General features: G+C 72.3%; 14 protein-coding genes. 6 read left to right on the top strand and 8 right to left on the bottom strand.

Annotated features, from left to right (window positions below; all coding sequences use genetic code 11):
- Window positions 1–242: 242 nt before the first annotated feature.
- The 3 genes from ACFFNX_RS29890 to ACFFNX_RS29880 all read right to left on the bottom strand — a co-directional run bounded on the left by ACFFNX_RS29890 (window position 243) and on the right by ACFFNX_RS29880 (window position 3,375).
- The gene (locus ACFFNX_RS29890; RefSeq protein WP_378209197.1) at window positions 243–1,217 is read right to left on the bottom strand and encodes a helix-turn-helix transcriptional regulator; all 975 of its coding nucleotides are present in this window, start codon (window positions 1,215–1,217) and stop codon (window positions 243–245) included.
- 495 nt (window positions 1,218–1,712) lie between these two features.
- Window positions 1,713–2,441 (bottom strand): MBL fold metallo-hydrolase, encoded by a 729-nt coding sequence (locus tag ACFFNX_RS29885; protein WP_378209196.1) that lies wholly within the window; start codon window positions 2,439–2,441, stop codon window positions 1,713–1,715.
- A 19-nt stretch (window positions 2,442–2,460) separates the two neighbouring features.
- On the bottom strand, window positions 2,461–3,375 hold the full coding sequence (locus tag ACFFNX_RS29880; protein ID WP_378209194.1) for an NADP-dependent oxidoreductase: 915 nt from the start codon (window positions 3,373–3,375) through the stop codon (window positions 2,461–2,463).
- Window positions 3,376–3,555: 180 nt separating this feature from the next.
- Between ACFFNX_RS29880 and ACFFNX_RS29875 the strand changes: the two genes are divergently transcribed.
- The gene (locus ACFFNX_RS29875) at window positions 3,556–4,731 is read left to right on the top strand and encodes a serine hydrolase domain-containing protein (RefSeq protein WP_378209192.1); all 1,176 of its coding nucleotides are present in this window, start codon (window positions 3,556–3,558) and stop codon (window positions 4,729–4,731) included.
- 72 nt (window positions 4,732–4,803) lie between these two features.
- Window positions 4,804–5,445, top strand: coding sequence for an HD domain-containing protein (locus tag ACFFNX_RS29870; protein ID WP_378209190.1), 642 nt, complete (start codon window positions 4,804–4,806; stop codon window positions 5,443–5,445).
- Window positions 5,446–5,532: 87 nt separating this feature from the next.
- Here ACFFNX_RS29870 and ACFFNX_RS29865 read toward each other — a convergent pair whose 3' ends face one another.
- Window positions 5,533–5,763, bottom strand: a complete 231-nt coding sequence (locus tag ACFFNX_RS29865) for a hypothetical protein (RefSeq protein WP_378209189.1) — start codon at window positions 5,761–5,763, stop codon at window positions 5,533–5,535.
- A 4-nt stretch (window positions 5,764–5,767) separates the two neighbouring features.
- On the opposite strand from ACFFNX_RS29865, the gene ACFFNX_RS29860 reads away from it, so the two are divergent.
- Both ACFFNX_RS29860 and ACFFNX_RS29855 read left to right on the top strand, forming a co-directional pair.
- Window positions 5,768–6,469 carry a transposase gene (locus tag ACFFNX_RS29860; RefSeq protein ID WP_378209187.1) on the top strand — a complete coding sequence of 234 codons (702 nt, stop codon included), beginning with the start codon at window positions 5,768–5,770 and terminating at the stop codon, window positions 6,467–6,469.
- Between the two features lie 11 nt (window positions 6,470–6,480).
- Window positions 6,481–7,017 (top strand): SMI1/KNR4 family protein, encoded by a 537-nt coding sequence (locus ACFFNX_RS29855; RefSeq protein WP_378209185.1) that lies wholly within the window; start codon window positions 6,481–6,483, stop codon window positions 7,015–7,017.
- Between the two features lie 9 nt (window positions 7,018–7,026).
- On the opposite strand, the gene ACFFNX_RS29850 is transcribed toward ACFFNX_RS29855, so the two are convergent.
- Together ACFFNX_RS29850 and ACFFNX_RS29845 are read right to left on the bottom strand one after the other, a co-directional pair.
- On the bottom strand, window positions 7,027–7,725 hold the full coding sequence (locus ACFFNX_RS29850; protein ID WP_378209183.1) for a tetratricopeptide repeat protein: 699 nt from the start codon (window positions 7,723–7,725) through the stop codon (window positions 7,027–7,029).
- Between the two features lie 66 nt (window positions 7,726–7,791).
- The gene (locus ACFFNX_RS29845; protein WP_378209181.1) at window positions 7,792–8,364 is read right to left on the bottom strand and encodes a TetR/AcrR family transcriptional regulator; all 573 of its coding nucleotides are present in this window, start codon (window positions 8,362–8,364) and stop codon (window positions 7,792–7,794) included.
- Window positions 8,365–8,469: 105 nt separating this feature from the next.
- Here ACFFNX_RS29845 and ACFFNX_RS29840 point away from each other — a divergent pair, with 105 nt between their 5' ends.
- Window positions 8,470–8,904, top strand: a complete 435-nt coding sequence (locus tag ACFFNX_RS29840) for a nuclear transport factor 2 family protein (protein ID WP_378209180.1) — start codon at window positions 8,470–8,472, stop codon at window positions 8,902–8,904.
- Complete coding sequence (locus tag ACFFNX_RS29835) at window positions 8,901–9,335, top strand: nuclear transport factor 2 family protein (RefSeq protein ID WP_378209178.1); 435 nt, start codon at window positions 8,901–8,903, stop codon at window positions 9,333–9,335. Before ACFFNX_RS29840 ends, ACFFNX_RS29835 begins: the two co-directional genes overlap by 4 nt.
- Here the strand turns inward: ACFFNX_RS29835 and alc are convergent.
- Both alc and ACFFNX_RS29825 read right to left on the bottom strand, forming a co-directional pair.
- Entirely contained in the window at window positions 9,310–10,314 is a 1,005-nt protein-coding gene (alc, locus tag ACFFNX_RS29830; protein ID WP_378209176.1) for an allantoicase, read from the bottom strand. The genes ACFFNX_RS29835 and alc overlap by 26 nt on opposite strands.
- Window positions 10,315–10,369: 55 nt before the next feature.
- The coding region (locus ACFFNX_RS29825) for an amidohydrolase family protein (protein ID WP_378209174.1) at window positions 10,370–11,017 on the bottom strand (648 nt) is incomplete at its 5' end.

Below are 11,017 nucleotides of genomic sequence, written 5' to 3'. Positions count from 1 at the left end.
GGCGTCACTCCGCGCGACCGGAGGACACCACCGTCCCGCCGCCGCGCGGGCCGCTGCCCGAGCGGGTTCCCGGCACGACGCCCGAACCGGCCCCGCCGCAGACCATGGGCCCGTCCGACGTGAAGGTGGCCGGCCAGACCGACGGCACCGACCGGCCGGGCTCCGGCGCCTGACCCGTCCCCGGCCTCCACGGTCCCCGTCCGTTTCCCCCGGCGGACGGGGACCGTGGGGGCGTCCGGGGCTCAGCCGCCGTACAGGTCGAGCAGGGTCCGCGCGGCGTCGACCATGCGCTCGCGCAGCTCGGCCGGTTCGAGGACCTCGACCTCGCCGCCGAACCGCAGCAGTTCCGCGAGGGCGTGCCGGACGGACTCGATGGGAATCACGGTGCGCACCCACCCGGCCTCGTCGGGCTCGCCGGCGTTCTTCCGCGCCGCCTCGATCACCGCGGGCGTGAGCAGGTACGAAACGCGGCGCATCCCCTCCGGCGAGAAGCGGACGACGGCCTCGCCGGAGAACATCTCGCGCTGGAAGCGGTCGAGATAGGCACGCCAGAACGTGGAGAGGTCGAAGTCGGCGGGGCGTTCGAAGACCTCGTCCAGCATCTCCAGCTCCCGCATCCGGTCGACGCGGTACGTACGGTCGCGTCCCTCGGACCGGGCGATGAGGTACCAGTTGCCCGCCTTGAGGACCAGCCCGAGGGGCTCGGCCGTACGGGTGACCGGCGTCGGGGCCCTCCAGCGCCGGTACAGCATCCGGATCCGGCGCTGGTTCCACACGGCATCGGCGACGACGGCGAGGTAGGGGGTCGGCGCCCCGCCGTGGAACCAGCCGGGCACGTCCAGGTGGAAGCGCTCGCGTACGCGGCCGGCGCGTTCGGCCAGGTCCTTGGGCAGCGCCGCCATGAGCTTCAGCTCGGCCGCGGCCAGGACGGTGCCCAGGCCCAGCTCGGCGGCGGGGCCCGGTATGCCGGTGAAGAACAGCGACTCCGCCTCCGCCGGGGTCAGGCCGGTAAGGCGGGTACGGTAGCCGTCGAGCAGCTGGTAGCCACCGGCCGGCCCACGGTCGGCGTAGACGGGCACGCCCGCGGCGGACAGCGACTCGACGTCCCGGTAGATCGTCCGCAGCGAGACCTCCAGCTCGTCGGCGAGCTGCTGCGCGGTCATCCGCCCACGCGCCTGCAGAAGCAGGAGAAGGGACACCAGCCGGCTCGCGCGCATGTGCCCCAGTCTGCCCGCACCCGCCCGGTGACACGGCCCCGCCTTCCGTACGGCCGGGGCCCTCACCGGACGGTCTCCCACCGGCCCACCCGCTCCACGGCCGCGAGGCCATCGCGGGCCAGCCTGTGGCCGGGCCGCACGAACCCGCCTCCTGAGCGGCCGGAGGCCCTCGCCGGGCAGTCTCCTACCGGGGCCCACCCGCTCCACGGTGGCGGAGCCACCGCAGGCCAGCCCGTGACCGGACGACACAGCCCCCCGCACGACCGGAGCCCCCACCGGGTAGTCCCCTACCGGCCCACCCGCCCCACGGCCACGGCGGCGGAGCCACCACAGGCCAGCACATGGCCAGACGACACAGCCCCCCGCACGACCGGAGCCCCCCGGGCAGTCCCCTACCCGCTCACCCGCCCCACGGCCACGGCGAAGCCATCGCAGGCCAGCCCATGGCCGGACAACCAGCCCCCCGCACGACCGGAGCCCCCACCGGGCGGTCTCCTACCGGACCACCTGCTCCACGGCTGCGGCGGCGGGGCCGTCGTGGGCCGGCCCGTGGCCGGGCAGCAGGACGTCCGCGTCGAGGCGTCCTAGCGTCCGCAGGCTCGCCAGTGCCTCGTCGCGGTCGTGGTGGAAGTAACCGGGCAACAGCTGCGGCCCCCGCGCGCGTGAGGTGGGGTGGCCCGTGACGAGTGCGTCGCCGGTGATCAGGACTCCGGCGTCCGGCAGGTGGTAGGCGCAGTGGCCCGCTGTGTGGCCGGGCGTGTGGACCGGCACCGGGCGGCCGGGCAGGTCCAGCGGGACCGGGAACGCCTCCGGCGCCGCGACGCGTACGTCCGCGAGGCCGCCCGAGCGGAGCGCGCGCACCGCCCACGGCAGCACGCCCGGGCGCCAGGCGTTCTGCGCGATCTGGCCGGCGGTGACCTGATGGAGGAACTCCCGCCGGGCGTGCGGGACCTCCTCCTCGTGCATCAGGACGGGAACGCCGTACGTCGCCCGGAGGTGCTCGGCGGAGCCGAGGTGGTCGGAGTGCGCGTGCGTGATGAGGACCGCCACGAGGTCCTCGGGCCGGCGCCCCACCGCCGCCAGGGAGGCGATGACCCGCTCGCGGTCGCCGGGATAGCCGGTGTCCACCAGCGTGACCGCGTCGCCCTCGGTGAGGATGACCCAGTTGGTGTTGCTCCCGCGGGCGAGGTGCACGCCTTCGCGGATCTCGGTGACGTCGTCCATGGGTCCCGATTATCGCGGGTCAGATGACGATGACGGTCTTTCCGCGCGCTCTCCCGGCGCGGCTGCGCGCCAGGGCCCCGGGCGCCTGGGAGAGTGTCACCGTGTCGCCGATGACCACCCTGACGTGCCCGGCGTCGATCTCGCGGGCGAGACGTTCGAGGAGGCCGGTGCTCGACGCGTTGCTGAAGTTGACCGCTTCTACCCCGGGCAGGCCCCCGTCCGGCACCGCGAAGACCGGGCTGAGGACCGTGCCGCCGGGGCGGATCACCGGCAGCAGCGCGCGCAGCCGTTCGGTGTCGCTCGCCAGGTCGATGACGGCGTCCACCGGCGATTCGACCTGGTCCGTGATCGGTCCCGCGGTGTGGTCGACCACCTCGGTCGCGCCCAGGGCGTGCATCAGGTCGGCCTTGTCCTTCGCGGCGGTGGCGACGACGGTGATGCCGCGCGCGGCCGCGAGCTGCGTCGCGAAGGTGCCGACGCCTCCGGTGGCGCCGACCACCAGCAGCCGTCCGGCGCCGGCCTCGGCGACGCGGTCGACCAGGTTGAGCGCGGTCATGCCCGCGGTGGGCACGGCGGCGGCCTCGCTCAGCGCGACCGTACGCGGCGCCGCGGCGATCGCGTCCGGCGACGCGACGGCCAGTTCGGCGTACGATCCCCGCCCCTCCTGCGCCTTGCTGAACTGCCCGAAGACCGCGTCGCCCGGCTGGAAGCCGGTGACGTCGGCACCGGTCCGCTCGACGGTGCCCGCGCCGTCCGTGCCGATGACGAGCGGAAATCTCACGTCCTGGATGGCACCGTCGATGACCTTCCAGTCGAACGGGTTCAACCCGGCGGCGGTCAGCCGCACCAGCACCTCGCCCGGGCCGGGCACCGGCACGGGTTGGTCGGTCACCTCGGGTTCGGCGCCGAAGCCGGTCACCGTGACAGCACGCATGTATCCCCCCGAAACATCAACGCGGACGGTCCCTACCCCCGACCGTCGAGGCTCATCCCCCGGAATCGGCCCATGATCCCACTTTCCGCGTCCACGGGTAGCCTGCCGGGCGTGGCGGTGGAGGATTCTTGGGACGATCGAACGGTGCGGGGGACAGGTGGCGGGGGAACCATGGTGAATGTGCGTGTCGGTCGATCCGCCGTCGCGGTGTGCGCGGTCCTCACCGCGGCCGTGGCCTGCAGCGGCTCCGGCGGCGGGGGCGGCAGGGCCACTCCGCCCGCCGCAAGGGCGCACGCCCCGGACCCGCTCGCGACCTCGCCCGCTCCCCCGGGTGACAAGACCAGCGCGGCGATGACGTCCTACCTGCGAGGTCTCGCGGCCGACAAGAAGTTCACCGGCGCGGCGATCGTGGTCCGCCACGGGCAGGTGCTGACGCGTTTCGCCGCCGGGAAGGCCGACGCGGCCAAGAACATCCCGAACCGCCCGGACACGATCTTCCGTCTCGCCTCGGTGAGCAAGCAGTTCACGGCGATGCTGGTGCTCAAGCAGCGCGACCGGGGGCGGCTGCGGCTGAACGACAAGATCTGCCCGTACCTCGTGCCGACGTACGTCAAGTCGTGCCCGAAGGCGTGGAACTCCATCACGATCAAGGAGCTCCTCAACCACACATCCGGAATCCCTGACATATCCGAGATGCCGGACTTCTTCCCCAAGTTGTCGAAGCCCACGACGACCCAGGAGATCATCCGGCGGTTCGCGAACAAGCCGCTCGACTTCAAGCCCGGGACGAACTGGAAGTACAGCAACTCCGGCTACATCCTCGCCGGCGCGATCGTCGAGAAGGTCGCCGAGAAGCCGTTCGGCACCGTCCTGCACGACGACATCACCGGTCCGTTGCAGCTCAACCGCACCGGCTACACCAACGGTTACCCGCCGTCGGGGTACGCCAAGGGTTACCTCAAGCCCGGCACCCCGGCGTCGCCGATCAACGGCTCCCAGGCGAACGCCGCCGGCGGCGTGTACTCCACCGTGGACGACCTCAGCCGCTGGGACCGGGCGTTCGGCGCCGACAAGGTCGCGCCCGCCTCGACGGTCAAGGAGGCGCTCAGCCCGCAGGCGCGCTGCCCGTCCGGCGGCTGCCTCGACTCCCCCTCCAGCGCGTACGGCTTCGGCTGGCTCATCGACAAGCTGGACGGCCACCGCTACGTCTACCATCCGGGCCTGCTGCAGGGGTATCACACGAGCAACGGCTACCTGCCCGACGACGACATCGCGGTCGTCGTGCTCAGCAACGTCCAGACCACCGACGTCAACGGCATCAACCGCCACCTCGCCAAGATGGCGCTGACCGGCTGAGCCCGCCGTGGACCGTCGTTCGCCGGCCGTCCGTGGGGGCGGGCGACGCCACGTTCACGGGGGAGGAAACGAATGTCCGCGACCGCCATCGCCGGGGTCGAGGTGCCCGGCTCGCCCCTGGCACGCGACCTCACCACACTGCTGCGGGACTCCGCGACCGACCTGATCTACCACCATTCCCGCCGGGTGTTCCTCTGGGGCTCACTCCGCGGGCGCCGGCGCGGCCTGACGTACGACCCGGAGCTGCTCTACGCCGGAGCGATCTGCCACGATCTCGGGCTGACCGGCCGGTTCGCCGAGTCCCGGCAGCGCTTCGAGCTCGACGGCGCGGACGAGGCACGCCGCGTCCTCCTCGACCACGGCGTGCCGCCGGAGCGCGCCGACCTGGTGTGGCAGGGCATCGCGCTGCACACGACCCCGGAGGTCCCCTGGCGCATGGCGCCCGAGGTCGCCCTCGTCACGGCCGGCGTCGAGCTGGACGTGCTCGGGTTCGGCTACGACGAGATCACCGAGGACGAACGCGCCGAGGTCACGGCGGCGCACCCGCGCCCCGACTTCAAACGAGAGATCCTCAAGGCCTTCACCGAGGGGATGGCACACCGCCCCGACAGCACGTTCGGCACGGTGAACGCCGACGTCCTGGCCCACTTCGTCCCGGGTTTCCGGCGCGGCGACTTCGTCGAGACCATCCTGGCCTCGAAGTGGCCCGCGTGACCGGCCGGGCCGAGGACGCCCACCCAATGAACGGCCTCCCCGAACACCTCCCGCGCGGCGCCGAGACCGCGCGCCCAGTGCCTCTCTTCAGGGCGACACCGCCTGCAGACCGTTCTCGATCTTGACGACCGTCGCGAGCTCCCGGCCGCCGTCGCCCAGCGGCTTCACGCGCACCGTGGCGAGCCGCTCGGAGCGGATGAGGACCTCGACCGGCGCGACATCGCCGCCCTCGTGGAGCCAGTACTCCTCCGGCGGCCCGGCCGACGCGGCCCGTTTACGGGCCGGCCCTGGTTCGGCGCGATCGCTCGTCGCCCGCACCGGCTTGACGAACCAGCTACGGGCGCTGCTGGAGGCGCGCTGGCCGGAAGCGGCCCGGCTGTTCGAGAACATCGATGCGAGGAACTCGCTCGCGTTCTTGGACCGGTTTTCGACCCCCCGGGCCGCCGCGCTCCTCGAACGGCTCCGGACCGCGCCTAAGGCCGCCAGCAGGGTCAGCCCCGAGATCGTCGCCGTCATGGTGAACACACAAATCGAGCAGGTCCGTGCAATCGTCGAGGCCATCAAGGGGCTGGAGTCGGCCATCAAGGAGGTCTTGGACGCCCACCCCCATGCGGAGCTGTTCCAGGCACTACCGCGAGTCGGGACGGTGAACCTGGCGCAGATCATCGGAGAGATCGGGCCCATGCTGGAGCGTGGCCTGAACGCTGAGCAGTTTGCGGCCGAGGTCGGCATCGCCCCGGTCACCCGGGTCGGCGGCAAGGTCCACACCGTGGACTTCCGGCACGTCGCCAACCGGGCTGCGCGCAAGGCCCTGCACACGTTCGCCGGCAACAGCGGGCATGACGATCCGTGGGCCGCCGACCTCTACCAACGCGCTCGTGACCGAGGCAAACGCCATCCCCAGACCGTTCGCGTCCTCGGCGGGGGCCGGCTGCGGATCATCCACGCTCGTTTCCGGGACCGCATACCTTACGATCCCGCCGTTCACCACTCTCGCCATCGATCCGCGTCTGCTGGACCATAGGCTTTTCGGTTATGGCGAGGTTCGAGCACGTCAAATCCTCCTTCTGGGGCGCGGGTACGTACGGAGTTCAACCGCCGTTGACCGACGCCCTGATCCACCAGGCCGAAGAACTCCTCTCGGTGAATCTGCCGCCCGAGTTGCTGGAACTGCTGCGCCTGCGCAACGGCGGCCCTGTCTCCGACGCTTGGAGTGCCTTCCCCACCCGGCAGCCCACCTCCTGGAGCCCTGATCACGTCCCCTTCACCGACCTGCACGGCATCGGCCACGACGGACACTCAACGACACTCCTCGACAGCCCCTACCTGACCACCGAATGGGACCTGCCTACCCGGCTCGTGCTGCTCTCCGGCGACGGCCACTACTGGATCGCCCTGGACTACCGCACGCAGCATGAACCGTGCGTCACCTGGTTCGACACCGACCTGGACACGGAACTGCAACTCGCCGCCGGCTTCCGCGCCTTCATCGAAGGACTCATGCCGACCGAAGACCTGGCCGGATCCCGGCCCGCCATTCGACGGAGCTCTCCCATGCGCGGGTCGCTCTAGGCGACCCGGTCACCTTGAGCGTTCCGGACCTGAAGGAGATAGGGGTACAGAGCGGAAGATCTTCTCGGCCTCCTCGAACCGCTCCAGGGTCTCCAGCAGGCGGGCGAGGTAGTACCGGGCCCGCCCGTAGCCCGCGTCGGCGGCCTTCCGCAGCCACCGCTCCGCCTCGGCCGCGTCCCCCCGGTTCCGCCGCGTGATCCCCAGGTTGTACATCGCCACGGCGAGCCCCGCCTCGGCCGCCTTCCGATACCAGTCCTCGGCGCTCACCTCGTCTCCCTGACGATCCAGCGAGCGGCCGTAGCGGTTCATCGCGTCCACGTCCCCGCTCCTGGCCGCCCGGTGGAACAGGCCTTCGGCCTCGTCGGGCCTGCCCAGATCCACCAGAGTGAGCCCGAGGCCGTAGGCCGCCCACATGTGGTCGGCATCGGCGGCCTTGCGGAACCACCCCTCGGCCTCGGCCTGGTTTCCACGCCGGTACAGCATGTTGGCGAAGTTGTAGGCGCCGCTGACGTCCCCTGCGGTGGCGGCCTTGCGATACCACTCCTCGGCCCTCGCGAGATCTCCCCGCTTCTCCCACCGGACGCCGTACCGGTTCATCGCCTCGGCGTTCCCCGCCTCGGCGGCCACGCCGAAAAGCCTCTCCGCCGCGGAGAGATCGCCCTGATCGGCGTGTTCGATCCCCCGGCGCAGCGCCTCGTCAGGTGTCATGGGCGCCAACCTAACAGACAGAGATGTCTTTATAAGCGGGCACGAGAGCCGGCCGGCCCCACGGCCCTAACGATGCGCGCGGAGACCGTCGAAGACGACGTTCAGGGCGCGGTCGCGGACCTCGACGTCGGCGCGTTCGGCGGCCTGCGAGGCGCCCACCAGCAGCGTCATCACCTCCGGCAGGCCCACGTCGCCGCGGACCGCCCCGGCCTCCTGCGCACGGGAGAGCAGCGTGGCGAGGGCCTGCTTCAGCCCCTGACCGGTCTCGGCCGCCGCGTCACGTACGTCCACGCCCGCCTCCGTCAGTGCCGCCGAGAGGGCGTTCTTGGTCGCGGCGTGGCCGACCACGCGGGTGAAGAAGGCGAAGAACGCCACCCCCGGGTCGTCGGCGGAGGCCAGCGCCCCGGCCTCCTCGGCCAGTTTGCGCAGGCGGGACACGTACACCGCCTCCAGGAGCGTCTCCTTGGTCGGGAAGTGCCGGAAGACCGTCCCGATGCCCACGCCCGCGGCGCGCGCGACCTCCTCGGTGGACGCGGTCGTCCCGCGTGCGTCGAACACCGCCTCGGCCGCCTCGAGGACCTTGAGCCGGTTGCGCACCGCGTCGGCGCGCGGCGGGCGGCCGGTCCGCGGCTGCGTCACCGCCACTCCTTCATTGACAAGTGGAGTCTCCGCTCCGTATGGTCCGGAACTAATCGGAGCAATGACTCCGATTATGCGCTCTCGTCGTACTCCAAGGAGTTTCCCATGTCCGAAACCACTCCACGTGCGGTGTTCGAACGCCTCAGCCAGGGCATCTCGGCGGGGCGGTGGCACGACCTCGCCGACCTGTACGCCGAGGACGCCGTGGTCGAGCAGCCTCTCGTCTCCACCGCCCCCGGCCGCATCGAGGGCCGCGAGACCATCCGCGCGCACTTCGCCGGCGCCGCCGCCATGGGGCTGAGGCTCGTCGCCCGCGACGTGGTGATCCACGAGACGGCCGACCCCGAGGTGGTCGTGGCGGAGTTCACCTACGAGATCACCGGCCGCGAGGGCACCACGACGGCCGCCAACATCCAGGTCCTCCGCGTCCGCGACGGTCTGATCACGGCCACCCGCGACTACCACGACCACCTGGCGATCGCCCGCGTGACCGGCGGGCTGCCCGCCCTGCTCGCGGCGGCCGGCGGTGCGGCCGCATGACGCCGCGCGAGGTCTTCGAGCGCCTCGTCGACGGGGTGACGCACGGCCGGTGGGAGGAACTGCCCGCCCTGTACGCCGAGGACACCTTCGTGACCCACCCGTTCAGCCCCGCCGGCGAGCCGCTGGCCGGACGCGAGGCGCTCCGGCGTCACTTCGCCGCGGGCGCCGGCCTGGGCGTCACGATGACCGCCCGCGACGTCGTCGTCCACGAGACGACCGACCCGGAGGTGATCATCGGCGAGTTCGCGTACGAGGGCCGGGTCACCGCCACCGGCCGGCCGTTCACCGTGCCGAACGTCTTCGTGCTCCGCGTACGCGACGGGCTGATCGTCGAATCCCGCGACTACGCCGACCACGTCGCCTTCGCCGCCGCCACCGGACGCCTCGGCTCGCTGGCCGGCGAGGTCAGCGCCGAGCCCGCCAGCGGCTGACCAGGTCGCGTTCGCCGTCGGCGGTCAGCGAGCCGCGCAGCCGTACGCGGGCGAGGCCGCCGTCGGGGTAGATGTCGACGCGGGCATGCGTCATCGGACGGCCGGCGTCGAGGCGGAACCGGTGCGCGGTGTCGGGCTGCAACCGGGTGCGCGGCAGCACGTCGAACCACGCCGCGTCGTCCTCCAGCGGGGCCGTGCGCGCGTCCGCGCCCCGGATCCGCGCCTCCCCCGGCGCGTTGTACCGCAGGTTCGCGGTGTCCAGCTCGGCCAGTTCGACGACGCCCGGCCCGGCCAGGCGCAGGATCACCCAGTCGTTGCCCTCGTCACGGCGGCGCGCGGTCTCCCAGCCCTCGGCCTGGTGCCGGGCGAGACCGGGCATGATGAGGTTCGTCGGCGAGGAGTAGAACATGTCGGAGCAGCCGACGACGGCGGCGCCGTTGGCGAGCGCGGCCAGGTCGACGGTCAGCCCGGTGAGCAGCCGCGGGTCCGGCACGACCGCACCGTGCACCCGCAGCCGGGCCACGCCGCCGTCGGGGAAGATGTTCAGGCGCACGTGGGTGAAACGCCGCTCGTCCGCGACCGCGAACCCCCGCGCCGCGTCGCCGGTCAGCCGGCTCTTGGGCACGATCTCGGTCCAGCCCGTCAGCTCCCCGGCGGACGGGTACCCCTCGGCCGTACACGCCTCCACCATCGCCTGCGGCGGATAGTTGCCCTTGAACCAGGCGGTGTCGACGACCACGCCACGGATCACGCCCGGCAGGCCGAGCCGGACGATCGCCCAGTCGTGACCCGGCGAGCGGCGCCGCCGGGTCTCCCAGCCGTCGTACTCCTGGCCCTTCGCGCCGAAGGTCTGCTCGCGGAAGCCGGCCGGGCCGGGGTTGATGAGGTTCTCCTTGGCGGCGAACGACTCGTCGCTCGCCGCCATCACCGTGCCGCCGAGCGTACGCAGGGCGAGGTCCGGCAGGGAGTCGAAGGTCATGAGCCCCCTCCGTCAGAGGGAACGGCCGTCGGGACGCGCCCCCGGCTCCACTCGGTCATGGTCGCCTCCTCAGCAGCCGGCCGTGCCCGGGCGTCTCGCCGCGCAGCCACATCCTGTCCACCACTCCGGTCAGGCCCATCCCCGCGTACGGCGTGACGGGGTGCCGCTGACGCAGCGCGCCGGGGGTGACGACGAAGCTCCGGTCGGGGTCGAAGGCGACGAGGTCGGCGTCGTACCCCTCCTCGATGCGGCCCTTGCCGGTGAGCCCGGTCAGCTCCGCCGGGCCGGCGGCCATCCAGCGCGCGACGTCGGGCAGGCCGTGGCCGCGGGCGCGCGCCGCGGTCCAGATCACCGGCAGGCCGAGCTGCAGCGACGAGATCCCGCCCCAGGCGGTGTCGAACCCGCCCTTCTTCAGCTCCGGCACGCACGGCGAGTGGTCGGAGACGACGCAGCCGATCAGCCCGTCCGCCAGCCCGCGCCACAGCCCCTCACGGTTCTCCGCGTCCCGGATGGGCGGGCAGCACTTGAACTCGGTGCCGCCCTCGGGCACCTCCTCCGCGGTGAGGGCGAGGTAGTGCGGGCAGGTCTCGGCACTGATCCGCGCGCCCCGGCCCCGCCATTCGGCGAGCAGCGGGAGCGACCCGGCGTCGGACAGGTGCACGATGTGCGCGCGGCAGCCGGTCTCGGCGGCGAGCCGGGCGAC

It is taken from the genome of Actinoallomurus acaciae (genome assembly GCF_042429965.1).
GTDB lineage: Bacteria > Actinomycetota > Actinomycetes > Streptosporangiales > Streptosporangiaceae > Actinoallomurus > Actinoallomurus acaciae.
The sequence above is the reverse complement of the archived record's forward strand: the minus strand, read 5'-3'. Positions and strand labels throughout refer to the sequence as shown.

What these genes read in the sequence shown, in the direction of transcription:
- ACFFNX_RS29890 (WP_378209197.1), bottom strand. Translation starts at nt 1,217, where the DNA reads ATGCGCGCGAGCCGGCTGGTGTCCCTTCTCCTGCTTCTGCAGGCGCGT.
- ACFFNX_RS29880 (WP_378209194.1), bottom strand. Translation starts at nt 3,375, where the DNA reads ATGCGTGCTGTCACGGTGACCGGCTTCGGCGCCGAACCCGAGGTGACC.
- ACFFNX_RS29855 (WP_378209185.1), top strand. Translation starts at nt 6,481, where the DNA reads ATGGCGAGGTTCGAGCACGTCAAATCCTCCTTCTGGGGCGCGGGTACG.
- alc (WP_378209176.1), bottom strand. Translation starts at nt 10,314, where the DNA reads ATGACCTTCGACTCCCTGCCGGACCTCGCCCTGCGTACGCTCGGCGGC.
- ACFFNX_RS29885 (WP_378209196.1), bottom strand. Translation starts at nt 2,441, where the DNA reads ATGGACGACGTCACCGAGATCCGCGAAGGCGTGCACCTCGCCCGCGGG.
- ACFFNX_RS29870 (WP_378209190.1), top strand. Translation starts at nt 4,804, where the DNA reads ATGTCCGCGACCGCCATCGCCGGGGTCGAGGTGCCCGGCTCGCCCCTG.
- ACFFNX_RS29850 (WP_378209183.1), bottom strand. Translation starts at nt 7,725, where the DNA reads ATGACACCTGACGAGGCGCTGCGCCGGGGGATCGAACACGCCGATCAG.
- ACFFNX_RS29840 (WP_378209180.1), top strand. Translation starts at nt 8,470, where the DNA reads ATGTCCGAAACCACTCCACGTGCGGTGTTCGAACGCCTCAGCCAGGGC.
- ACFFNX_RS29835 (WP_378209178.1), top strand. Translation starts at nt 8,901, where the DNA reads ATGACGCCGCGCGAGGTCTTCGAGCGCCTCGTCGACGGGGTGACGCAC.